This is a genomic window from Hydrocarboniphaga daqingensis (assembly GCF_900129825.1).
GTDB lineage: Bacteria > Pseudomonadota > Gammaproteobacteria > Nevskiales > Nevskiaceae > Hydrocarboniphaga > Hydrocarboniphaga daqingensis.
Window position 1 is genome coordinate 163,376 of record NZ_FQWZ01000001.1, and the last position, 21,523, is coordinate 184,898.

General features: G+C 66.8%; 20 protein-coding genes. 9 read left to right on the plus strand and 11 right to left on the minus strand.

Features of this window, described 5'->3' with window-relative positions:
* Window positions 1-62: 62 nt before the first annotated feature.
* The 3 genes from BUB09_RS00705 to BUB09_RS00715 all read right to left on the minus strand — a co-directional run bounded on the left by BUB09_RS00705 (window position 63) and on the right by BUB09_RS00715 (window position 2,383).
* Window positions 63-1,448 (minus strand): TolC family protein, encoded by a 1,386-nt coding sequence (locus BUB09_RS00705; RefSeq protein WP_072892829.1) that lies wholly within the window; start codon window positions 1,446-1,448, stop codon window positions 63-65.
* Window positions 1,445-1,921 (minus strand): MarR family winged helix-turn-helix transcriptional regulator, encoded by a 477-nt coding sequence (locus BUB09_RS00710; protein WP_072892831.1) that lies wholly within the window; start codon window positions 1,919-1,921, stop codon window positions 1,445-1,447. Before BUB09_RS00710 ends, BUB09_RS00705 begins: the two co-directional genes overlap by 4 nt.
* A gap of 75 nt (window positions 1,922-1,996) precedes the next feature.
* Window positions 1,997-2,383, minus strand: coding sequence for a hypothetical protein (locus BUB09_RS00715; protein WP_072892833.1), 387 nt, complete (start codon window positions 2,381-2,383; stop codon window positions 1,997-1,999).
* A gap of 128 nt (window positions 2,384-2,511) precedes the next feature.
* On the opposite strand from BUB09_RS00715, the gene metG reads away from it, so the two are divergent.
* The 4 genes from metG to BUB09_RS00735 are packed head-to-tail and all read left to right on the plus strand — an operon-like array spanning window position 2,512 to window position 7,144.
* On the plus strand, window positions 2,512-4,608 hold the full coding sequence (gene metG, locus BUB09_RS00720; RefSeq protein WP_072892835.1) for a methionine--tRNA ligase: 2,097 nt from the start codon (window positions 2,512-2,514) through the stop codon (window positions 4,606-4,608).
* A 13-nt stretch (window positions 4,609-4,621) separates the two neighbouring features.
* Complete coding sequence (locus BUB09_RS00725; RefSeq protein WP_072892837.1) at window positions 4,622-5,254, plus strand: RnfABCDGE type electron transport complex subunit B; 633 nt, start codon at window positions 4,622-4,624, stop codon at window positions 5,252-5,254.
* A gap of 36 nt (window positions 5,255-5,290) precedes the next feature.
* Window positions 5,291-5,941 (plus strand): endonuclease III, encoded by a 651-nt coding sequence (gene nth / locus BUB09_RS00730; RefSeq protein ID WP_072892839.1) that lies wholly within the window; start codon window positions 5,291-5,293, stop codon window positions 5,939-5,941.
* A gap of 60 nt (window positions 5,942-6,001) precedes the next feature.
* Entirely contained in the window at window positions 6,002-7,144 is a 1,143-nt protein-coding gene (locus BUB09_RS00735) for an acyl-CoA dehydrogenase family protein (protein WP_072892840.1), read from the plus strand.
* A 78-nt stretch (window positions 7,145-7,222) separates the two neighbouring features.
* On the opposite strand, the gene BUB09_RS17090 is transcribed toward BUB09_RS00735, so the two are convergent.
* Window positions 7,223-7,384 (minus strand): hypothetical protein, encoded by a 162-nt coding sequence (locus BUB09_RS17090; RefSeq protein WP_175550071.1) that lies wholly within the window; start codon window positions 7,382-7,384, stop codon window positions 7,223-7,225.
* A 150-nt stretch (window positions 7,385-7,534) separates the two neighbouring features.
* On the opposite strand from BUB09_RS17090, the gene BUB09_RS00740 reads away from it, so the two are divergent.
* Window positions 7,535-8,689, plus strand: a complete 1,155-nt coding sequence (locus BUB09_RS00740) for an acyl-CoA dehydrogenase family protein (protein ID WP_072892842.1) — start codon at window positions 7,535-7,537, stop codon at window positions 8,687-8,689.
* A gap of 29 nt (window positions 8,690-8,718) precedes the next feature.
* Here the strand turns inward: BUB09_RS00740 and BUB09_RS00745 are convergent, their stop codons facing one another.
* Complete coding sequence (locus BUB09_RS00745) at window positions 8,719-9,216, minus strand: hypothetical protein (RefSeq protein ID WP_072892844.1); 498 nt, start codon at window positions 9,214-9,216, stop codon at window positions 8,719-8,721.
* A gap of 6 nt (window positions 9,217-9,222) precedes the next feature.
* Window positions 9,223-10,230, minus strand: coding sequence for an NAD-dependent epimerase (locus tag BUB09_RS00750; RefSeq protein ID WP_072893941.1), 1,008 nt, complete (start codon window positions 10,228-10,230; stop codon window positions 9,223-9,225).
* A 112-nt stretch (window positions 10,231-10,342) separates the two neighbouring features.
* Here BUB09_RS00750 and BUB09_RS00755 point away from each other — a divergent pair, with 112 nt between their 5' ends.
* The 3 genes from BUB09_RS00755 to BUB09_RS00765 are packed head-to-tail and all read left to right on the plus strand — an operon-like array spanning window position 10,343 to window position 13,820.
* Entirely contained in the window at window positions 10,343-12,112 is a 1,770-nt protein-coding gene (locus BUB09_RS00755; protein ID WP_072892845.1) for a permease, read from the plus strand.
* 48 nt (window positions 12,113-12,160) lie between these two features.
* Window positions 12,161-13,177 carry an AI-2E family transporter gene (locus BUB09_RS00760; protein ID WP_072892847.1) on the plus strand — a complete coding sequence of 339 codons (1,017 nt, stop codon included), beginning with the start codon at window positions 12,161-12,163 and terminating at the stop codon, window positions 13,175-13,177.
* Between the two features lie 40 nt (window positions 13,178-13,217).
* Window positions 13,218-13,820 carry a pyridoxamine 5'-phosphate oxidase family protein gene (locus BUB09_RS00765; RefSeq protein WP_072892849.1) on the plus strand — a complete coding sequence of 201 codons (603 nt, stop codon included), beginning with the start codon at window positions 13,218-13,220 and terminating at the stop codon, window positions 13,818-13,820.
* An 18-nt stretch (window positions 13,821-13,838) separates the two neighbouring features.
* Here the strand turns inward: BUB09_RS00765 and BUB09_RS00770 are convergent, their stop codons facing one another.
* The 4 genes from BUB09_RS00770 to BUB09_RS00785 all read right to left on the minus strand — a co-directional run bounded on the left by BUB09_RS00770 (window position 13,839) and on the right by BUB09_RS00785 (window position 17,002).
* Window positions 13,839-14,279: a hypothetical protein gene (locus tag BUB09_RS00770; RefSeq protein WP_072892851.1), complete on the minus strand. Its 441-nt coding sequence runs from the start codon at window positions 14,277-14,279 to the stop codon at window positions 13,839-13,841.
* Window positions 14,280-14,350: 71 nt separating this feature from the next.
* Window positions 14,351-15,166, minus strand: a complete 816-nt coding sequence (locus BUB09_RS00775) for a hypothetical protein (RefSeq protein ID WP_072892853.1) — start codon at window positions 15,164-15,166, stop codon at window positions 14,351-14,353.
* A 121-nt stretch (window positions 15,167-15,287) separates the two neighbouring features.
* Window positions 15,288-15,647: a TfoX/Sxy family protein gene (locus tag BUB09_RS00780; RefSeq protein ID WP_217650199.1), complete on the minus strand. Its 360-nt coding sequence runs from the start codon at window positions 15,645-15,647 to the stop codon at window positions 15,288-15,290.
* Window positions 15,644-17,002, minus strand: coding sequence for a class II 3-deoxy-7-phosphoheptulonate synthase (locus BUB09_RS00785; protein ID WP_072892854.1), 1,359 nt, complete (start codon window positions 17,000-17,002; stop codon window positions 15,644-15,646). Before BUB09_RS00785 ends, BUB09_RS00780 begins: the two co-directional genes overlap by 4 nt.
* Before the next feature lie 130 nt (window positions 17,003-17,132).
* On the opposite strand from BUB09_RS00785, the gene BUB09_RS00790 reads away from it, so the two are divergent.
* Complete coding sequence (locus BUB09_RS00790) at window positions 17,133-18,044, plus strand: DnaJ C-terminal domain-containing protein (protein WP_072892856.1); 912 nt, start codon at window positions 17,133-17,135, stop codon at window positions 18,042-18,044.
* Window positions 18,045-18,252: 208 nt separating this feature from the next.
* Here the strand turns inward: BUB09_RS00790 and BUB09_RS17525 are convergent, their stop codons facing one another.
* Window positions 18,253-21,453 (minus strand): methyl-accepting chemotaxis protein, encoded by a 3,201-nt coding sequence (locus tag BUB09_RS17525; RefSeq protein WP_281249889.1) that lies wholly within the window; start codon window positions 21,451-21,453, stop codon window positions 18,253-18,255.
* Window positions 21,454-21,523 lie beyond the last annotated feature (70 nt).

Sequence of the window (21,523 nt, forward strand, 5' to 3'; positions counted from 1 at the left end):
AACAGCTCGGATGAAAGTCGGTGGATCAAGCGCGGGCGGCGGTCGCCGGCCGTGCCGTCGGTCTACAGCTCGAAGTGCCGCGCGCGGCCCTGTGCCGCCGCCAGGTTCAGCCGCGCCTGCTGCTGCACGGCGCTGGCCGCAATCAACTGGGATCGCGCGCGCGTCAGGCTGGCTTGTGCACTGATCACGTCGACGTTGTTGGCAACGCCGTTGGCGAATCGGTCGCGCGCAAGCTCCAACTCGCGTTGGGCCAGATCGCGCGCCGCGATCGCCGCGCGCAGCTGTTCGGCGCTGTTGGCCAGCGTGGCCAGCGCCAGGCGCACGTCCTGCTCGATCTGCTGGCGCAGGTCGTCGAGTTGCAGGCGTTGCTGCTGCAAGCGGTGTTCGGCGGCCGAGGCTTCGCTGCGCAGCGCGCCGCCGCTGTAGATAGGCACGTCGATGACCGCGCCGTAGCGATACGTATCTTCGCGGTTCTGCGCCGGCGTGTTGGCCGACAGCCCGTAGTCGGCCACGGCCGAAATCCGCGGCAATACGCGGCGCTGCGCCGCTCGCCGCTGCGCGTCGGCCTGCCGCAGCGCCGCGTCGGCGGCACGCAGTTCGCCGCGCGTCGCGCGCGCCGTGTTCAGCGCCTGCTCGAGGGTGATGCCGAGTTCGCGGACGGCCGACGGCGGGGCGTCGAGCGTGCCGGCCAGCAGCAGGTCGCGGTCCATCGGCAGCACGGCCAGACGCTGCAACTGCAGCCGCGCTTGCGCGATACGCGTCTGGGCCTCGGATACCGCGTAGCGGTCCTGCGCCAGTGCGGTTTCGGCGCGGGCGACGTCGACACCCGACGCCACGCCCGCCGCTTTCTGGTCGCGCGCCAACCTCAGCAGCTCATCACCGAGCACCCGGTCCGCTTCGGCGCTGGCCAGCGCTTGGTCGGCAGCGAGCAGCTGGATGTAGGCCAGCGCGACGTTGGCCGCGATGCGCTCGGCGCTGACCTCGGCCTGGGCGCGGGCCGCCTCGACAGCGTATGCCGCGCCGGCAAGTTCGCTGCTGCGAGCCAGGTCCAGCACCGTCTGCGACAGCTTGAGGCGTGCATCGAATACGTTGTAAGGGCCGATCAGGTCCGGCAAGCCGGGGAATTCGAAACCCAGCGTCGCCGGGTTGGTGGTCTGCCGCAGCTGCGACACTTGCGCCGCCAACTGCGGCCTCAGCACCGCTCGCGCCGTGTCCTGCTGCGCCTGGGCCAGCGCCACGTCTTCGTCTGCGACCTGCTGCAGCGGCGCCAAGCCCAGCGCGCGCTGGATCAGCGCCTGGACGCCGAGCGGCGCCTCGGTACTGGTGCCAGCAGTGCCAGCGCGCGTCGCCGACCCGGTTTGCGACAGCGTAGCCGGCGCCGTCATCAGCCCGGCCAAACCGAGCACGGCGGCGGCGCAGCGGCCGGTCAACGTCAGACGGCACGTCATGGATGCCGAGCCAGCTTTTGATCGGCGCTGCGGACTAATGCGCTGTCGACCAAGCGCGTCAGCATCTCTTGCAACAAGGCCCGTTCGCCCGGTGATAGCGGTGCCAGGAACTGCTGTTCGTGGTCCATCACCGGCACCAGCGTGCGGCTGTGCCACTGCTCGCCGGCCTCGGTCAGCTGCAGCGCATGCGCACGGCGATCGGCCGCGTGCGGTTCGCGCCGCAGAAGGCCGGCGCCTTCCAGGTCATCGACGACTTTGACCATCGTCGTGCGGTCGACGCCGAGCACCTCGCACAAATCGGTCTGGCGCAGCCCGGCACGTCGCCGGATCAAGCTCAGCACCGCGAAGTGACGAATCTGCAGCCCACTGTCACGCAGCGCCACATCCAGCTCATCGGACAACAGCTGCTTGGCCTTGGCGACCAGAAAACCCAGGTTGCCGCGAAATTCGGCGGGGATCAGTTCAGACGTCATGGCATCGCCATATGATCAGTTTTGCTGATCATATGGCGAGCCGTCGCGGCAGCACCCACCCGAACGCGGGAGGCGCTAGTGCTTGCCCTTGTTGCCCTTGCCGTTGCCCTGACCGTTGCCTTTTCCAGGGCCGTCGCTGCGCCCGCCGTACTCGGCGACCACCTGGCGGTGTTCGGTATAGGGCCGGTCGGTGTCGAGCTCGATCGAAACACCGCCGCTGACGAAGGGCTGGTAGATCGCCGGCAGGCTGGCGCCGACGCGCCAGTTACCGCCGTCGAGCCAGAACCAGCTGCGCGCCTCGGGCTCGTAGTAGATCTCGCGCTGCGGGTAGTACACGTAGCGGTGCTTGGCGCGATAGCCGTGGGCTGGCGCCCAGGGCGGCGGGTCGGCCAGCACCGGCAACGGCGCGGCCGACAAGCCAGCCGTCAAGACGAGCAACGTGGCGCCGATTTTGATGTTCATTGGCGGAGGCCTCTGCGAACCGGATGGATCGGCGCCACCGTAGAGCCACTATCTGAACGCGGTCTGACGTCCGACGCGGCCAGACGGCGTTGTAAACTCGCGGCCCTCTCGAATTACCCGGCGCCGCCATGCCCCGCACCGCTCCGCGCAAGCTGCTCGTCACTCATGCCCTGCCCTACGCCAACGGCCCGCTGCATCTGGGCCATATGGTCGGCTACGTGCAGACCGACGTCTGGGTGCGCTTCCAGCGAATGGTGGGCAACGAGGTGCGCTTCGTCGCCGGCGAAGACGCGCACGGCACGCCGATCATGCTCGCTGCCGAAAAGGCCGGCGTCGCGCCCGAGGCGTTCGTCGCCGACATCAAGGCCCGCCACGAAGCAGACTTTCGCGACTTCGGCATCGAGCACGACCAGTACCACTCGACGCATACGCCGGAAAACCAGCGCTATTGCGAGTTGATCTGGCAGCGGCTGACCGAGCGCGGCGTGATCGCGGCGCGGACGATCCAGCAGCTGTACGACCCGGTCAAGGACATGTTCCTGCCAGACCGCTATATCAAGGGCGAGTGCCCGCGCTGCGGCACGGCCGACCAGTACGGCGACAACTGCGAAAACTGCGGCGCCGCGTATTCGCCGACCGACTTGAAGAACCCGCGCTCGGTGGTGTCCGGCGCCACGCCGGTGATGCGCGATTCCGAGCATTACTTCTTCGAGCTGGGCAAATTCCAGGGCTTTCTCGAAGGCTGGCTCAGCGACGAGGTGGCGCAGCCGTCGGTCGTGGCCAAGCTCAAGGAATGGTTCGCTGCCGGCTTGAAGGACTGGGACGTGTCGCGCGACGCGCCGTACTTCGGCTTCCCGATTCCCGGCACCACCGGCAAGTTCTTCTATGTGTGGTTGGACGCGCCGATCGGCTACATGGCCAGCTTCGAGGCGCTGTGCGCACGTGAAGGGCTGCGCTTCGGCGACTGGTGGGACGCGGACTCGACGACCGAACTGCATCACTTCATCGGCAAGGACATCGTCAACTTCCACGGCCTGTTCTGGCCGGCGATGCTGCAGGGCGCCGGCTTCCGGACGCCGACGCAGCTGCACGTCAACGGCTACCTGACCGTCAACGGCGCCAAGATGAGCAAGAGCCGCGGCACGTTCATCAAGGCGCGCAGCTACCTGCAGCATCTGGACGCCGAATACCTGCGCTATTACTTCGCCGCCAAGCTCGGCAGCGGTGTCGACGACCTCGACCTGGACCTCGCCGACTTCAAGGCGCGCATCGACAGCGACATCGTCGGCAAGTACGTCAATATCGCCAGCCGCTGCGCCGGTTTCATCCACAACAAGTTCGGCGGCAAGCTCGCCGACGACCTGCACGACGAAACGCTGTTCCGCGACTTCGCCGACGAGTCCGACAACCTGCAAGCGCTGTACGAAGCCGGCGATTACGCCGCTGCGATCCGCGAAATCATGCTGATGGCGGACGACGCCAACGGCGACATCCAGAAGCTCGCACCGTGGACGATGGCGAAAGACCCGGCGCGCGCCAACGAACTGCACCAGGTCTGCACCAGCTTTCTGAACGCGTTCCGCCAGCTGACGATCTACTTGAAGCCGGTGCTGCCGAAGCTCGCGGCGAAGGCCGAGACGTTTTTGAACATCGCGCCGCTGGTCTGGGCCGACGCACAAAAGCCGCTGCTGGATCACACGATCAACGTCTACGAGCCGCTGGCGCAGCGCATCGAGCCCAAGGCGATCGAGGCGATGCTGGCCGAAGAAGCCCCTGCCGCTACCCCTTCCTCTGCAGAAACGGCGGGTGCGAAGGGCCGGGTCAAGGACGCGCAGGCGCAAGCCAAGCCCACGTCTTCAACGCCGTCACCGCTGCCCCCTGTCGCTCAAGGAGACGGGAAAATCAGCATCGACGACTTCAGCAAGGTGGAGCTGCGCGTTGCACGGATCGAATCGGCCGATCACGTCGACGGGGCCGACAAGCTGCTGCGCCTGGTGCTGGACTTGGGCGATCTCGGCAAGCGCCAGGTGTTCGCTGGCATCAAGTCGGCCTATGCACCCGAGAAACTGGTCGGCCGCCTGACCGTGTGCGTGGCCAACCTGGCGCCGCGCAAGATGAAGTTCGGCCTGTCGGAAGGCATGGTGCTGGCAGCGAGCACCGAAGGCGGCGCGCCGTTCCTGCTGATGCCCGACGACGGCGCGCAGCCCGGCATGCGGATCAAGTAGCAGCGCCACGTCGATGAACTCGGCGACGCCCGACCCGGCGCTGGTGGCAGCGATCGACGCGCTGCTGCCGCAGACGCAGTGCACACGCTGCGGCTACCCGGCCTGCCGGCCCTATGCCGAAGCGATCGCCAACGGCGAGGCGGCGCTGAACCGCTGCCCACCCGGCGGCGCGGAAACCATCGCACGGCTGGCCGCGCTGCTCGACCGGCCAGCATTACCGCTGGACGCCGACTGCGGCGACGAGCTGCCGGTGGCAACCGTCGCGCGCATCGTCGAAGCCGATTGCATCGGCTGCACCAAGTGCATCCAGGCCTGCCCGGTCGACGCGATCGTCGGTGCTGCCAACCTGATGCACGTGGTCATCACCGAAGACTGCACCGGCTGCGAGCTGTGCCTGCCGCCCTGCCCGGTCGACTGCATCGTGATCGAGCCGGCGCCGGCCCTGCCGCTGCCGCGCGAGCAGGCGCCGCAGCACCGTCAGCGCTACCAGCAGCGCGAAGCGCGACTGCAGCGCTGGGATCGCGAAGAACAGCAGCGCCGCGCCGCGCTGCGCCGGCCGGGTGCCTCGTTCGACCCGGTCGCGGCCGCGCTGGTGCGCGCCGGCGGCCGCCGCAGCGATGCGTCTGATCCGCAGCCGGCACCGTAAATACCGTTCGCTGCAACGCCGTCTCCGACCCAGCCGATGAATCCGACCAAGCGCCACGAGATCTACACCCGCCTGCGGGCGGCCAATCCCGAGCCGACGACCGAGCTGCACTACACCAGCCCGTTCGAGCTGCTGGTGGCCGTCGTGCTGTCAGCGCAGTCGACCGATGTCGGCGTCAACAAGGCCACGGCCCGGCTGTTTCCGGTCGCCAACACGCCGCAGAAGATCGTCGACCTCGGGCTCGAGGGCGTGCGCGAGCACATCAAGACCATCGGCTTGTTCAACGGCAAGGCGAAGAACGTGATCGCGCTGTCCGAGATCCTGCTGCGTGACCACGGCGGCGAAGTGCCGCGCGACCGCGACGCGCTGGAGGCGCTGCCGGGTGTGGGCCGCAAGACCGCGAACGTGGTACTGAATACCGCGTTTGGCGAGCACACGATCGCGGTCGACACGCATATTTTCCGCGTCGCCAACCGCACCGGACTCGCCAAGGGCAAAACGGTGCGGCAAGTCGAGGACCGGCTGATCAAGTTCACGGCCGCCGAATTTGCCCGCGACGCGCACCACTGGCTGATCTTGCACGGCCGCTACATCTGCAAGGCGCGCAAGCCGGATTGCCCGCGCTGTTCGATCATCGATTTGTGCGAGTTCAAGCGCAAAACGCTGCCGGCAGCGCCGCTGGACTGAATCACCCCGAGCCGCCCGCCCCGACGGCCGGATACGAATCGCTACAACCTTGGAGTCACGATGGACCACCGCAACGAAGAACTCGATCTGTTCCGCGACAACGTCATCCGCTTTCTGACCGAAGAAGTCGAGCCGCACTACGCGCAGTGGGAACGCGACGGCATTTTCCCGAAAGAGCTGTACCTGAAGATGGGTGAGTCCGGGCTGCTGTGCGTCGACCTGCCCGAGGAATACGGCGGTGCCGGCGCGCCGTTCGAGTTTTCGATGGTCGTGCTCGAAGAAACCGCGCGTCTCGGCTACCTGGCGCTGGCCTCGAACCTGTCGGTGCATAGCGACATCGTCGCGCCGTACATCCACCACTTGGGCACCGAGCAGCAGAAGCGCCAGTTTCTGCCGAAGATGGCCAGCGGCCACTGCATCGGCGCGATCGGCATGACCGAGCCCGGCGCCGGCTCGGACCTGCAGGGCATCAAGACGACGGCCCTGCCCGACGGCGACGACTACCTCATCAACGGCAGCAAGACCTTCATCACCAACGGTCAGCACGCCGGTGTCGTGGTGCTGGCGACGAAGACCGACCCGAAGGCCGGCGGCAAGGGCACGACGCTGTTCACGATCGACACCTCGCTGCCCGGCTTTAAGCGCGGCCGCAACCTGGAAAAGATCGGCCTGCATTCGGCCGACACCAGCGAACTGTTCTTCGACAACCTGCGCGTGCCGGCCTCGGCTGTGCTGGGCAAGGTCGGCGGCGGCTTCGGCCACTTGATCGACGAGCTGCCGCGCGAGCGCCTGGCGCTGGCGGTGACTGCGGTCTGGCACGCGATCGGCGCGCTGGAAAAGACCATCGAATACGTGACCCAGCGCAAGGCGTTCGGCGCGCCGGTGGCCAGCTTCCAGAACACGCGCTTCGAACTGGCCAAGATGAAGACCGACATCGAAGTGCATCGCGCCTTTGTCGAGAAGTGCAACACGCTGTACGCCGCCGGCAAGCTCGACGTGCCGACCGCGGCGATGGTGAAGCTCGCGACGACCGAACTCGAAGGCCGCGTCACCGACGGCTGCCTGCAGTTGTTCGGCGGCTACGGCTACATGGCGGAATACCCGATCAGCCGCTACTGGGCCGATGCGCGCATCCAGCGCATCTACGGCGGCACCAGCGAAATCATGAAGGAAGTCGTCGCCCGCTCGCTGGTCGGACGCTAGCCCGACGGCCGGCAACCGGCATCGTGTCTGCGGCCGCCAGGACCGTGGCGGCCGCAGACTGATGACATCGTCCTGCCGCTAGCGGGACGGCTTGCGCTGGGGCGATTCCGCCGGGCGCGCAGTGACTTGCCGGGGCGCCAGATCGCGCGAGGCGATGAAGAAGGCTTCGGCCTCGTCGCGATTTTTGAACGAATAGTTCGAAAACCGGGTTCTGACTTCGGTACCGCTGAGCGTCTTCATGACGGAACTCCTTGCATCGCCGCAGATCGGCACAGCATCGGAGGCCGCCAACCGGGGCAAGTTCAACGCCTCATCCGCTTGGCCGACGCCAGACCCTGACGGCAATTGGACAATCGGGTCTGACGACCCGCCACCTGAACGAGTGCATCAATGGACGCTTCTTCCCCGATCGACGAATCCGACCTGGCCTCCTGGCGCGACACGGTGCGCCGCTTCCTGGCCGATGAAGTCGAGCCGCATTACGCCCAATGGGAGCGCAACGGCATCATGCCGCGCGAGCTGTACCTGAAGGCCGGCGAAACCGGCTTGCTGTGTGTCGACCTGCCCGAGCAGTACGGCGGCGTCGGGGCCCCGTTCGAGTTTTCGTGCACGGTGGCCGAAGAAGCGTCGCGGCTGGGCTATGCCTCGCTGGTGACCAATTTCATGATGCATTCGGACATCGTCGCGCCGTACATCCTGCACTTGGGCACCGACGCGCAGAAGGCCAAATACCTGAACCGGATGGCGCGCGGCGAATGCTTTGGCGCGCTGGCGATGACCGAACCCGGCACCGGCTCCGACCTGCAGGCGATCAAGACCAATGCGGTCCCCGACGGCGACGGCTACCGGCTCAACGGCAGCAAGACCTTCATCACCAACGGCCAGCTGGCCGACGTGATCATCGTCGCCGCCAAGACCGACCCGAAGGCCGGCGGCAAGGGCATGACGCTGTTCCTGCTCGACGGCGACAAGCCGGGCTTCAAGCGCGGCCGTAATCTGGAAAAGATCGGCATGCACGCGGCCGATACCAGCGAGCTGTTCTTCGACAACGTCTACCTCGACGCCGACGCGGTACTGGGCAAGGTCGGCGGCGGCTTCGGCCACTTGATCGACGAGTTGCCGCGCGAGCGGCTGATGCTGGCCGTGGCCGCCGTCGCGCACGCCGAAGGTGCGCTGGAGCGGACCATCGAATACGTGACCCAGCGCAAGGCCTTCGGCGCGACCGTCGCCAGCTTCCAGAACACGCGCTTCGAGCTGGCCAAGATCAAGACCGACATCGAAGTGCACCGCGCGTTCTACGAGAAGTGCCGCGCGCAGTACGCGCAAGGCCAGCTCGACGTGCCGACGGCGGCGATGATCAAGCTGGCGACCAGCGAGATGGAATGCCGCACGATCGACGCCTGCCTGCAGTTGTTCGGCGGCTACGGTTACATGGCCGAGTATCCGATCAGCCGCTACTGGACCGATGCGCGCGTGCAGCGCATCTACGGCGGCACCAACGAGATCATGAAGGAAGTGATCGCGCGCTCGCTGGTCGGTCGCTGAGTCGTCCGCGCCGGCCCGGCCGGCGCCTCTCAATCGTCGCGGTGCTCATCGCCCGAGCCGGCTGCATCCGGCTCGGGCGATGTTTTATCCGGCGTCTGTGCCGACGGATCAGGCAGGGACTCATCGGCTGCTTGTGGCGGCACCGGCTTGCGTGCGTTGAGCATGTCGGACACCACCGGCGGGTTGCGGATCTCGGCCGGCAGCATCCATTCGTTCAGGTCATAGCCGGCGGCGCGCATCGATCGCGCGATCGCTTCGAGCTGGCGCGGGCTGCCGCGGGTGCTGGCCATGCTGCCGGGCCGCGACACCAGCGTCGTCAGACGTTCGACGAAGCGGCCGCGGTCGCTGATCGCATTGCCGCTGGCCATCCGCGCCGACGCCCATTTCTGGTTCTGCACGAAGTCGGCCGTCGGCACGATCAGCGCACCGCTGCCGTCGAAGATCAGGCAGACGACGTCGAGGTGGCGCACGACGCGCGCGCGCTGCGTGGCCGACTCGAACAAGCTGCGCGAACGTTGCACCGCCATCGCCGCTTATCCGTAGTAGCGGCGATACCAGGCGACGAAGCGGCTCAGACCGTCCTCGATCGACGTCGACGGACGAAAGCCGACGTCGCGTTGCAGCGCTTCGGTGTCGGCGTAGGTGGCGACGATGTCGCCGGCCTGCATCGGCAGCATGCGCAACTGCGCACGCACGCCGAGCAGGCGTTCGAGCGTGGCGATGAAGTCCATCAGCTCGACCGGCTGATGATTGCCGATGTTGTAGACGCGATACGGCGCACGGCTGCTGGCCGGATCGGGTGTCAGCGGGTCCCACGAGGGGTCGCCCTGCGCCGGGCGGTCGATCAGCCGCACGACGGCTTCGACGACGTCGTCGACATAGGTGAAGTCACGCTGCATGCGGCCGTGGTTGTAGACGTCGATCGGCTCGCCAGCAAGCATCGCGCGCGTGAACTTGAAATACGCCATGTCGGGCCGACCCCAGGGCCCGTACACGGTGAAGAAGCGCAGTCCATTGCACGGCAGGCCGTACAGATGCGCATAGGTATGCGCCAGCAGCTCGTTGGACTTCTTGGTCGCCGCGTACAAGGACACCGGGTGGTCGACGTTGTCGGCGACCGACCACGGCATGCGGCCATTGGCGCCATAGACCGACGATGACGAGGCGTACAGCAGCGGCGGCAGGCCGTGCTGTCGGCAGGCTTCAAGCAGGTTGACGAAGCCGACGAGGTTGCCCTGCACGTAGGCTTGCGGATTGGTGATCGAATAGCGCACGCCAGCCTGCGCGGCGAGGTTGATCACGCCGTCGAACGGGGTCGCGGCAAACAGCGCATTCAGCGCGGCCGCATCGGCGAGGTCGAGCTGCTCGAACGAAAAACGCGGATCCGATCCCAAGGCGCTGACGCGATCGCGCTTGAGCTGCACGCTGTAGTAGTCGTTCAGGTTGTCGATGCCAATGACGCGGTCGCCGCGCTGCAGCAGCCGCTGGCACAGGTGATAGCCGATGAAGCCGGCCGCGCCGGTGACGAGCAGAGTTTTCATGCGCGGCATCAAGCCACAGTGCGTCGGCGCGTACAATGCCCGACACCCATTTATTCCGGCCTGACGCCGTAGCGCCGCGCTCGGCGCGCCAGCGGCCTCGCCCCCTGCGTCCATGAATCTGTTGCTGCTTTGCGCGACCTTGCTGGCCCTGCTGTCGGGGCCGCTGCTGTTTGGCGCTGCGCGCCAGCGACCGGCCGTGCTCGCGTATCTCGACGGCTTCGTGCTGGTGGCGATCAGCGGCCTGGTGCTGCTCGAAGTCATGCCCGACACCTTGCTCGGCGGCGGGCCCGCGTCACTCGGCTTTTTGCTGCTGGGCGCACTCGGCCCCAGCCTGCTCGAACATCAACTGCAGCATGCGCGGCGCGCGCACGTTGCGGCACTGGTGCTGGCGATGGTCGGCCTGGTGCTGCACAGCGTTGCCGACGGCACGGCGCTGGCGCCGCAGCCGGGGCTGGGCGACGAACCGAATCTGGCGCTGGCACTGGCGATCGCGGTCCACAGTGTGCCGGTGGGCTTGATGGTCTGGTGGCTGCTGTACCCGGTGTTCGGCGCGGTGTTTCCGGCGCTGGCAATCGGCGGCATGTGCCTGGGCACGATTACGGGCTATGCGTTTGCCGGCACCGTCGGCGGCTGGCTCGGCGCCACCGGCTGGGCTTGGCTGCAGGCGCTGGTCGCGGGGTCGATCCTGCACGTCGTGTTCGGACGCCCGCACTTGGGCGACACCTCGGCGCACCGGATCGCACGACCGCCGTTCGAAGGTCTGGGCAACCTCAGTGCACTGGGCGCTTTGCTGATTCTCGAAACACTGCATCCAGCGGGCCACCAAGGGCATCCCGGCATGCTCGATCGGCTGCTCGACCTGTCGAGGTTGCTGGCGCCGGCGCTGCTGCTGGCCTGGGTCGGCGGTAGCGGGTGGCGGCATGCGACGCGGCGCGAGCCGGCACCGCGTTCGCGGATCGGCGGCGCACTGGCTGGCCTGCTGCGCGCCGAGCCCGATGCGCCGCTGCACGCCCATCTGCTGCGGACCAATGCCGGCATTCCGCTGCCGGGGAGCCTGGCCTGGCTGGCCGGTGCCAGTCTGCTGGGCTTGAGTACGGCGCTGCTGAGCCTGCCCTTGCTGGGCTGGCGGATCGCCGTCGCGCGCGCCGGCGCCGCCTTGGTGCTGACCTTGCTGGTCGGCGGCGCTCTGGGCTGGCTGTTCCGTCGCACCCCGGTGCGCGTGTTCCGTCCGCTGCCGCCCGCGGCAGCGCGCCTGACGCCGATGGCGCCGGTCGCGGCGCCGCTGTCGGTGCCACCGCCGCCGCCCCGCTCGACGGTCCGCGACGAATTGCTGTCGCGGGTCGACCGCGAAGCGCCGTCGCTACTGGCCGGGCTGCTGTTCGCGGCGATCGCCGCGCCGTGGCTGTCGATGGCGCCCTGGGCCGCGCTGCCGTCGTGGACGCTGGTCGTGCTGTCGACGCTGCTCGGCGCGGTGCTGGGCCGCAATGCACTCGCGGTGACGCCGATCGGCGCCGTCCTGCTCGGTGCCGGGCTGCCGCCGGCCGCGGTGCTCGGGCTGGTGCTGGCCGGGCCGCTGCTCGACCCGACGCTGCTGATCGGCCTGGCGCGGCTGCACGGTCGCAACCTCGCGGCGGCGATGGCCGTACTGGGGCTCATCGGCAGCTTGGGCGCTGCCTTTGCCGTCCAGCACTATGGCTTGCCCCTGTTGCCGGCCCAGAGTCCGGGTGCCGGGTCCGGCAGCGCTACGATCACCAACCTTCAAACGCTGCCGCTGCTCGGCGTGCTGCTGCTGACCGCACACTCGCTGCTGCGGCGCGGTGGTCGCCAGTTCTTCGGCAGCTTCCTCCAGTACGCCAGCCACCGTCACGACCATGACTGCTAGCCACTCCGCATTGCCGACGTCCCGCGCCCACCCTGTCCGGTGCGCGTCATGAGCCGCGTCGATGCGCGCAACCGCGTCGAGATCGCCAGCTGGCTGATCATCGGCACCGGCCTGGCGCTGACGTTGACACTGCATCTGCTACCCGCGTTGCTGGGCGGCCTGCTGGTCTACGAGATGGTGCGCGGGCTGGCACCGTTCATCCGCTCCAGACCGATCGAGGCCGACCTGGCCAAGCTGATCGTCGTGGCGCTGATCGCCGTGCTGGTGGTGTTGGCATTGAGCGGGCTGACGCTGAGCGCGCTGTCGTTTCTGCGCAGCCAGTCGGGCGACCTGTCGGCGCTGATGGAAAAGCTGGCGCAGATCATCGACGAGTCGCGCGACCGCCTGCCGCTGTGGATGCTGACCTACGTGCCCGAAACCGCCGATGACCTGCGCGCGGCACTGTCGCACTACCTGCGCGAACATGCCGGCACGCTGCAGGGCGCCGGCACCGACTTCGTCCGCGCGCTGGCGCATGCGCTGATCGGCATGATCATCGGCGGCCTGATCTCGCTGCGCGAAGCCAAGCTGAGCACGCCGCAACGGCCGCTGGCGGCCGCCTTGGCGCTGCGCGCCGAACGCGTCAGCGACTCGTTCCGCCGCGTGGTGTTCGCGCAGTTCTGGATCGCCGGCCTCAACACGCTGTTCACCGGGCTGTACCTGACCGTGGCCCTGCCGCTGATGGGCGTCGAACTGCCGCTGACCAAGACGCTGATCGTCGTGACCTTTGTCTGCGGCCTGCTGCCGGTGCTCGGCAATCTGATCTCCAATACGGTGATCGTGCTGGTCAGCCTGTCGAATTCGGTGTTCGTCGCGGTCGGCTCGCTGACCTACCTGGTCGTAATCCACAAGCTCGAATATTTCCTCAATGCCCGCATCATCGGCAGCCGCATCCGGGCGCGCGCCTGGGAGCTGCTGATGGCGATGCTGGTGATGGAGGCGACGTTTGGCATTGCCGGCCTGATCGCGGCACCGATCTACTACGCGTACTTGAAGAACGAGCTCGACGCCAAGCATCTGGTGTGACGCTGCCGATCCGATCCCGCGCCCTCTCCTCCACGTCCTGATGCCCGTGCCGCCACCGACACCCGATTTTCTCGACCGCCTCGACCTGAGCCTGCAGCGCGCGTTCGACCTGCTGTCACGCGGCGCGCTCGACCGCCGCAGCGCCGCGCACACGCCGGTGTTCGGCTCACTGGGCGCCGATGGCCTGGCGTCGATGCGCACCGTGGTGCTGCGCGGCTTCGACCGCGAAGCGGTGTCGCTGCGGTTGCACACCGACCGCCGCAGTCCCAAGTTCACCGATCTGCAGCGCGAGCCGCGCTGTTCGATGCTGGTCTACGACCCCGGCCATCGGATCCAGCTGCGCATCGACGGCATCGCGGGGCTGCACACCGACGACGCGGTGGCCGATACGCAATGGGCGCGGACGCAGCCGATGAGCCGGCTGGTTTATGGCGTGCCGGGTGCACCCGGGTCGGCTATCGAGGATCCGGGCGCGGCGACCCAAGGCTTGAGCCAGGTCGACGAGGCGACGCAGCGGGCTCATTTCGCCGTGGTCGACCTCGACGTCCGCCGCATCGACTGGCTGTATCTGAGCAGCGCCGGCAACCGCCGCGCCCGGTTCGACCGTGACGACGGCTGGGCTGGCCGTTGGTGCATTCCGTAGGCGCGAGCCGGCGGCGCCTCAGCGCTCGCTGCGAGACATCGCCGGCGTGCGGCGCCGCGCGCCTTGCCACAGCGCGACGCCGAAGGCAGCGGCAAACAGCAGATTGAACACCGCGTTCTGCCAGTAGCCGCTGATCAGCGAATACGCGGTGTCGGGCACGAACCAGGCCGCGATTGACGCTGTGAGCCACAGCAGCGCGCGGGATTCGCCGCGCCGCAATGCGCCGACGACGACGCCGCCGATCAGCACCGCCCAACCGACGATGGTTGCGCCGAGCACGGCATGCACCAGCTGGATGTAGCGCACCGCCTCCGGAGAAAACTGCGCCGGCATCGCCGCGGCATCGCGATAGATCATCAGCCCGAACGCCTGCAGCGTGACCCCCGGCAGCAGCACCATCGCCAGTCCCATCAGCAGCGTCACGCCCGCCACCCCCAGCAAAAACCGATAACCACCCATGCTCGTCTCCGTTGTCGATCGAGACGCCATCATCGTGGAAGCCGGCTACACCGCAACGATCCGCGAGGTCATCACGGCGAAGGCTTGCTGGCCTTGGCGGCGAGTCGCGTCGCGCTGCTGATCGCGTCGACCGCATTGCGAGCGATGGCGTCGGTGCGGCGCACGGCCAACTCGGTGACCGACAGCGTCAGCTCGATCTCCTTGAGCATCGCGGCGCGGTACTGGGCCAGTGCCGACTTGCCATCCAGCGTGGCCGCCTTGCTGCCGTCACCGGTGGCTGCGATCTGCGCGGCTGCGCGCGTGACGATCGGCGTACGCGTGGCTTTCCAGTCCTGGAACAGCGAGGTCCAGACGCGCAGGTCGTGTTCGACCATGTCCTGCTTCTTGGCTTCCAGCGGCGCGTTGGCAGCGACGATCGTCGGGTCCTGGCAGGGATAGGAACAGGGCTTGAGCTTTTCGAGCAGCGTCGCCAGCGACTGGCCCATCGCCGCCTGCAGCCAGCGCGTGCGCTTGGCCAGCGCCGTCTTTGGATCGTTGCTGCCCGAATGGGCGTCCAGGTACTGGTCGTAGCCGCGGATCGCGTTTTGCACCTCGGGGGCGTCGGGGATGTTGGGGCTGGGCGCGCTGCCCAGCAGCGGCGGCGTACCGCCGTTGAGCGCGATCACGGACGCGCGCTCGGCATCCAACTGCTGCTTGAAACTCAGATAGGCCGGCTCGACGATCTGGCCGTCACGCACCCAGCTGACGGCCGTCGCCATGTCCTTGGGCGGCGCCGGCACGGTGGCGATCAACTCGGCAAGCGTCGCGGCATCGGCGACGCTGACACTGGCCAGCATGCCGCTGGCAGCGAGGACCCAGGGGCTGAGCTTCATGCGCTGCGACTTCATTCCGGCATCGTCCTGATCGGAGGGGATGCGCAATCCGCAGCAAGTGACATGCCGATGGCGTCAGCTGCACAGCCGTCGCGTACGACACGGGCTCGACTCCATGGCGCAGCGGATGCCGCCGTTAGATCCGGCGGTTGGCCGGCCGGGTGCGCAGTGCGGCCTCGCAGGCGCGCTGCGCCCAGACGGTGGCCTCGTCACGATCGTCGAGCAAACGCGGCGGTGCCTTGAAGTAGCTCAAACGCACGCGACGCTGCGGCGAGCTGCCGTACTGGAACGCTTCCAGGCCGGCCTCCGCGAACGACGCACGACTCTGCTCGTCGGCTTTCAGGTACAGCACGCCGTCCTGCACCAGGCCGATCATCAAGCCGGCGCGATACAGGCCATGTGCGCCGTAAGCGCGACGGGTATCGATCGGGCCCAGATCGGCGGCCAACAGCTCACGAAAGCGCGCAACCAGGGCGCCGGATTCGGGCGTGCTCAAGACGCGCTGCGCCGCTGACGCGAGACGATTTCCAATGCCAACTCCAGGGCTTGCTCATAGTTCAGACGCGGATCGACTTGCGAGCGATACGCGCGCGCCAAGTCGGTCTCGGTCAGGTCGCGAGCGCCGCCGAGGCACTCGGTCACATCTTCGCCGGTCAGTTCCAGATGCACGCCGCCCAGGTGCGAGCCCTGCGCGCGATGCAGGTCGAATGACAGATGGACTTCGGCCAGGATGTCGTCGAAACGACGCGTCTTGACGCCGGTCGACGTGCTCTGCGTGTTGCCGTGCATCGGGTCGCACAGCCACAGCACGCGGTGACCGCCCTGCTGCACGGCGTCGATCAGGCGCGGCAGATGCTCGGCGATCTTGCTGGCGCCCATCCGGTGAATCAGCACCAGCTTGCCCGGTTCGTTGTCGGGATTCAGGCGACGGCACAAGCCGAGCAGCCAGTCGACGTCGATGCTCGGGCCGATCTTGACGCCGACCGGATTGCGGATGCCGCGGCAGTATTCGACGTGGGCGCCATCGAGTGCCGCGGTGCGCATGCCGATCCACGGAAAATGCGTCGACAGGTTGTACCAGCCGCTCTTGCGCGGCACCTGGCGTGTCTGCGCCGCTTCGTAGGCCAGCAACAGCGCTTCGTGGCTGCTGAAGAAGTCGACGCGGCTGAACTCGTGCAGCGCGTTGCCAGCCAGCGTCTCCATGAAGCGCAGCGAGTCACCGATCGCATCGACGCGCTTCTGATAATCCGCCGCCAGCAACGAATGGCCGACCCAGTCCAGATCCCAGTATTCGGGGTGATGCAGGTCGGCGAAGCCGCCGTCGATCAAGCCGCGCGTGAAGTTCAGCGTCATCGCCGAGCGCGCGTGCGCTTCGATCAGACGCTCCGGGTCCGGCAATCGAGCGGCTTCGGTGAAATCGGGCGCATTGACGATGTCGCCACGGTAGGCCGGCAAGGTCTGGCCGTTGCGCGTTTCGCTGTCGGCCGAGCGCGGCTTGGCGTACTGGCCGGCAAAACGACCCACGCGCGTCACCGGGCCGCGCAGTCCATGGACCAGCACCAGCGACATCTGCAACAACACCTTCAAGCGATTGGCGATGATGTCCGAGCGGCAGTCGGCGAAGCTTTCGGCGCAGTCGCCGCCTTGCAGCACGAAGCGCTTGCCGTCTTCGGCTTGCGCAAACTGCGCGCGCAGTGACTCGACTTCCCAGGACGTGACCAGCGGCGGCAGGTGCGACAGCCGCTCCAAGGCATCGGCCAGGCGAGTGGCGTCGGGATAGGTGGGCTGCTGCACGGCTGGATGCTGCTGCCAGCTGTACGGATGCCAGTCTTGCGAGGTCGGGGGCGTCATAAGGGCGCGGAGTATACGGCACCGTCGCCAGGCTCTTGAAAGCGTGCAACGACCACTTACCTTTCTGCCGCGATAACCGGCATTTGCCGACGGCCACCGTTTGCAGACCAACTGACCCATAATTCGCGGCATGGACTACGTGGACTACTACAAGACGCTGGGCGTGACGCGCACCGCTACGGCCGACGAGATCAAAAAGGCCTATCGGAAGCTGGCCCGGGAGTTTCATCCGGACCGCAACAAGTCCAAGGGTGCCGAAGAGCGCTTCAAGCAGATCAACGAAGCCAACGAGGTGTTGTCGGACCCGCAGAAGCGCAAGTCGTATGACACGCTCGGCCCGAACTGGAAGGCCGGTGCCGGTGGCGGCATGCCACCGGGCTGGGATCAAGCCTTCCGCGGCGGCGCGCGCGGCCGGCGTCCCGGCGGTGCCGGCGCCGATGGCGGCGCGGGCTTTTCGGATTTCTTCTCGTCGCTGTTCGGCAATGCGGCCACTGGCGGCATGGGCGGCTTCGGCGGCGGATACGACGATGACCTCGGCGCGCCGGCCCAGCCGCAACGCGCCAAGCTCGCGATCAGTCTCGAAGATAGCTACAACGGCGCCACGCGTCAGGTCACGCTCGGCACCGGCCGCTCGTTGAACGTGACGATTCCCAAAGGCATCACCGCCGGCCAGACGATACGGCTCGCCGAGCAGGGTGCGCGCGGCGGCGACCTGCTGCTCGAAATCGAGTTCGCTGCGCATCCGACGTTCAAGGTCGATGGCCGCGACATCAACGTGACGGTCAACGTCAGTCCGTGGGAGGCGGCGCTGGGCGGCAAGATCGGCATCCCGACGCTCGGCGGCACCGTCGAGCTGGCGCTGCCGGCCGGCGCCAGCAGCGGCCGCAAGCTGCGCCTGAAAGGCCGTGGTTTGCCCGGCACCACGCCTGGCGACGAATACGTGACGATCCAGGTGCAAGTGCCGCCGGCTGACAACGAGGCCGACAAGGCCTACTACCGCGACATGGCGCGGCGTTTCGAGGACTTCAAGCCGCGCGGCTAAGCGTCGTTCGCATCGCCCGTCTGATCTGGGAACGCAGGGCGCCTGGATCAGCCCGGGCGCTGCTCTGAACGATGCGGTACCGGTACTGACGCAACGACAAACCGCTCGGCCCTGCCGGGTCCGAGCGGTTGCTGTTCACTTCAGTGCCTCAGCAAGCGGGGCATCACGAGAGACGAACCGGTCGATCGTGCTGCCGCTCGTCGACGCGTCAGAACTCCGTCCACTGGTCGGATGATTTCGCATCGCCGCTGCCGCCGGCAGCGACCAGCTTGGGCGCGCGAATCGGCACCGCACGGTTGGACGAGGGTCGGCTGCGGGCCATGTCCTTGGATATCGGCCGCCGCGTCGCGCCCGGCGCCACCGGGCGAACCACTTCCATCACCGGTGCTGCGTCTGACGGATCGGCGCTGAGCCGGAATCGGCCGACCGCTTTGGCCAAGCCATCCGCCTGCAGTTCCAGCGACCGCGCCGCAGCCGAGGCTTGTTCGACCAGTGCCGCATTCTGCTGCGTGACTTCATCCATCTGCGTGATGGTCTGGTTGACCTGCTCGATGCCCTGGCTCTGCTCTTGGGACGCGGCCGAAATCTCCGCCATGATGTCGGTCACGCGCTTCACGCTGGTGACGATCTCGTCCATCGTGCGGCCGGCCTGCTCGACGAGCTTGCTACCGTTATCGACTTTTTCGACCGAGTCGCCGATCAAGGTCTTGATCTCCTTGGCGGCACTGGCGCTGCGCTGCGCCAAGCTGCGCACTTCGGACGCCACCACCGCGAAGCCACGACCATGCTCGCCAGCGCGCGCCGCTTCCACCGCCGCGTTCAACGCCAGGATATTGGTCTGGAATGCGATGCCGTCGATCACGCTGATGATGTCGACGATCTTCTTGGACGACTCGTTGATCGCGCCCATCGTCGTCACGACTCGCCCGACCATTGCGCCACCGCGCGATGCGATATCGCTGGCGCCGATCGCCAGTTGATTGGCTTGCTTGGCGTTCTCGGCGTTCTGCTTGACCGTGGACGTCAGCTCCTCCATCGACGATGCGGCCTCTTCCAGCGATGCCGCCTGCTGTTCCGTACGAGCCGAAAGATCGTTGTTGCCGGCCGCGATTTCACGCGACGCCGAATTGATCGTGCCGGTCGCCGTCTTGATCTGATGGACGCTCTGCGCCAGCTGCTGGACGCTGCGGTTGCAGTCCTCCTTGATTCTCTGGAACGCGCCCTGGTAGTCGGCATCGATCGTCTGATTAAGGTCCCCTTCGGCCAATGCGCCGAACACGCGACCGACTTCGCTGATCACCGCCCCCATGCTTTCGACCAGCTGATTGACGCCTTCGCAGAGATTGCGTACCGGGCCGCTCTTTCCTTCCAGCGGGATGCGGGCATCCAGGTCGCCTTGACGCGCGGCATCCACGACGTGCTGGGTGTGCTCAACCGCCTGCTGCAGTGCCTGCGCGGCCAGCACATGCTCGGTGGTGTCACTGGCGTACTTGACGACTTTGATCGGCTTGCCATCCGGGCCGAAGATCGGATTGTAGGAAGCCTGCAGCCATACCTCCCGCCCGTTCTTGCCGAGACGACGATACTGCGCGGCCTCGTATTCTCCGCGACCGAGCTTCTCCCAGAACTTCTTGTATTCGTCAGACTGCCGATAGACGGGATCGACGAACATGCTGTGGTGATTGCCCTTGATCTCGGCCAGCGTGTAACCGGTGGCATTCAGGAAGTTGTCGTTGGCGCCCTGGATGATGCCGTCCATTCCAAACTCGATCACGGCCTGCGCTTTGCTGATCGCTTCGATCCGCCGTGCATTCTCGGCATCGTGCTGCCGCTGCAGCAACTCCGCGGTGACATCGCGCCATTCCACGACGAAGCCAAGCCGCGTACCACTGGAATCGGTGATCGGATTGACGATCAACGAGAAGCTGCGACCACCGAGTTCCAAGCGTGTTTTGAACGTCGTCGTCAGCTGCGACAGCATTGCGCGCTGCCGCGACGGGTTCTTGTGGAAGCGGTCGATACTGGTACCCACGACCTGGGCCGCATTGAATGCCGGCACATCCTTCTGGATGTCGCGCTCGGCGCCAGCCAGCATCGCCTTGATCGACTCGTTGATATAGACGACGGTCAAGTCGGCGTCCGCGATCATGACGTTGGTTTCGACCACATCGAGACCTTGCTTGATGCGACTCGTCGTCGTCGACAGGGCCGCCACTCGCGCCTGCTCGGCGAGCGCAGCAGTGCGGTCGGTCCACTCGATCACATAGCCCATCTTGGCGTCGGCCGTGCTGCTGATCGGCGTGGCCACCAACGACATCGTGCGAGTACCGATCGTGATGTCCAGCACCTGGGATACCGGTCGAGCTGCGATCAAGCTTCGTGCAATCGGCTCCAGACCTTTCAGCGCGTCGATACTCGTGCCCACCACCGCGCTGGCACTGAAATCGCTGGCCTGCGCCCTGATGTCGGACTCGGCGACCGACAGCAAGCCTTGCATCGCCTTGTTGACGTGAACGATGCAGCGGTCGGTATCGACAATCATGATGCTGCTGCTCGCTGCATCGAGTCCTTGCAGCTTGCGTGCAGCATCCGCCGCGGTGCTCGCAAGCTGATCGCCGCGCTGCCGCAACTGGAGACGAGCGACTTCCAGAGCCTTGAACAGGGCCCCGTTCTCGTCGTCACAGCGGTCCGTGATCGGCTGGTCGAGCGTCCCGGCTGCCATGGATTCGACCAATGCCGTGGCGCGCATCAGCGGCACCTTGAGGCTGCGGCCCATCACGAGTGCCAGCTTCAGCGCGACCAAGCTGATCGCGATGCACGCACTCAACATCAGCAGCGTGGACTGGTTCTGATACGCCGTGATGGCGCCCACGTCGAGACCCCCATTAGAGGTCTCGACCGTCATGACGTCGTCGATGGCGCGATCCGCTGCAACACGCGCCGCCGCCAGGTTGTCGAGCAGCGTCGGAAGCCGGGCCGGTTCAGCCGTCGATAACGCGGCCTGCAGGTCGTCCACGGCGCTGACGTAACGCGCCGATACTTGCTGCAAGCCGGTAACGCGATTCGAAAGCGGGCCTTGCACAGCCCGTAGCGCTTCCTCGTAGCGGCCGGCGGCGAGCTGGTAGCGGCCGCGCTCGCTATCGAGTGATTTGACGAGGTCGACACGGGATGCCGCATCACTTGCGTGGCGCAGGCGACGCTCTTCGACCTCACTGACCGCCAGCGGCGACTTCATCGCCATCAGGTGCTGGGTGCGCGCGACAGCCTGCTCGCTGGTGACGATTGCAAGACGGCGCGCACCGTCCGATCGATGGAGGGCATAAGCGCCCAGGGCCAGCGTCATCAAGCAAAACAACACCGATGCGAGCACCAGTTTTTGGACGATGGACACATTACGTACGGTTGTCATAGCGGCAAGCTCACGGGCGGATTCCAGGGGAAAGGATCAACGACGGAAGAGCGTGTTCCATCAGGCATTG

What these genes read in the sequence shown, in the direction of transcription:
- BUB09_RS00715 (WP_072892833.1), bottom strand. Translation starts at nt 2,383, where the DNA reads ATGAACATCAAAATCGGCGCCACGTTGCTCGTCTTGACGGCTGGCTTG.
- BUB09_RS00755 (WP_072892845.1), top strand. Translation starts at nt 10,343, where the DNA reads ATGAATCTGTTGCTGCTTTGCGCGACCTTGCTGGCCCTGCTGTCGGGG.
- BUB09_RS17525 (WP_281249889.1), bottom strand. Translation starts at nt 21,453, where the DNA reads ATGACAACCGTACGTAATGTGTCCATCGTCCAAAAACTGGTGCTCGCA.
- BUB09_RS00785 (WP_072892854.1), bottom strand. Translation starts at nt 17,002, where the DNA reads ATGACGCCCCCGACCTCGCAAGACTGGCATCCGTACAGCTGGCAGCAG.
- BUB09_RS00770 (WP_072892851.1), bottom strand. Translation starts at nt 14,279, where the DNA reads ATGGGTGGTTATCGGTTTTTGCTGGGGGTGGCGGGCGTGACGCTGCTG.
- BUB09_RS00765 (WP_072892849.1), top strand. Translation starts at nt 13,218, where the DNA reads ATGCCCGTGCCGCCACCGACACCCGATTTTCTCGACCGCCTCGACCTG.
- BUB09_RS00735 (WP_072892840.1), top strand. Translation starts at nt 6,002, where the DNA reads ATGGACCACCGCAACGAAGAACTCGATCTGTTCCGCGACAACGTCATC.
- BUB09_RS17090 (WP_175550071.1), bottom strand. Translation starts at nt 7,384, where the DNA reads ATGAAGACGCTCAGCGGTACCGAAGTCAGAACCCGGTTTTCGAACTAT.
- nth (WP_072892839.1), top strand. Translation starts at nt 5,291, where the DNA reads ATGAATCCGACCAAGCGCCACGAGATCTACACCCGCCTGCGGGCGGCC.
- BUB09_RS00775 (WP_072892853.1), bottom strand. Translation starts at nt 15,166, where the DNA reads ATGAAGTCGCAGCGCATGAAGCTCAGCCCCTGGGTCCTCGCTGCCAGC.
- BUB09_RS00745 (WP_072892844.1), bottom strand. Translation starts at nt 9,216, where the DNA reads ATGGCGGTGCAACGTTCGCGCAGCTTGTTCGAGTCGGCCACGCAGCGC.
- BUB09_RS00750 (WP_072893941.1), bottom strand. Translation starts at nt 10,230, where the DNA reads ATGAAAACTCTGCTCGTCACCGGCGCGGCCGGCTTCATCGGCTATCAC.
- BUB09_RS00725 (WP_072892837.1), top strand. Translation starts at nt 4,622, where the DNA reads ATGAACTCGGCGACGCCCGACCCGGCGCTGGTGGCAGCGATCGACGCG.
- BUB09_RS00760 (WP_072892847.1), top strand. Translation starts at nt 12,161, where the DNA reads ATGAGCCGCGTCGATGCGCGCAACCGCGTCGAGATCGCCAGCTGGCTG.
- metG (WP_072892835.1), top strand. Translation starts at nt 2,512, where the DNA reads ATGCCCCGCACCGCTCCGCGCAAGCTGCTCGTCACTCATGCCCTGCCC.
- BUB09_RS00710 (WP_072892831.1), bottom strand. Translation starts at nt 1,921, where the DNA reads ATGACGTCTGAACTGATCCCCGCCGAATTTCGCGGCAACCTGGGTTTT.
- BUB09_RS00790 (WP_072892856.1), top strand. Translation starts at nt 17,133, where the DNA reads ATGGACTACGTGGACTACTACAAGACGCTGGGCGTGACGCGCACCGCT.
- BUB09_RS00705 (WP_072892829.1), bottom strand. Translation starts at nt 1,448, where the DNA reads ATGACGTGCCGTCTGACGTTGACCGGCCGCTGCGCCGCCGCCGTGCTC.
- BUB09_RS00740 (WP_072892842.1), top strand. Translation starts at nt 7,535, where the DNA reads ATGGACGCTTCTTCCCCGATCGACGAATCCGACCTGGCCTCCTGGCGC.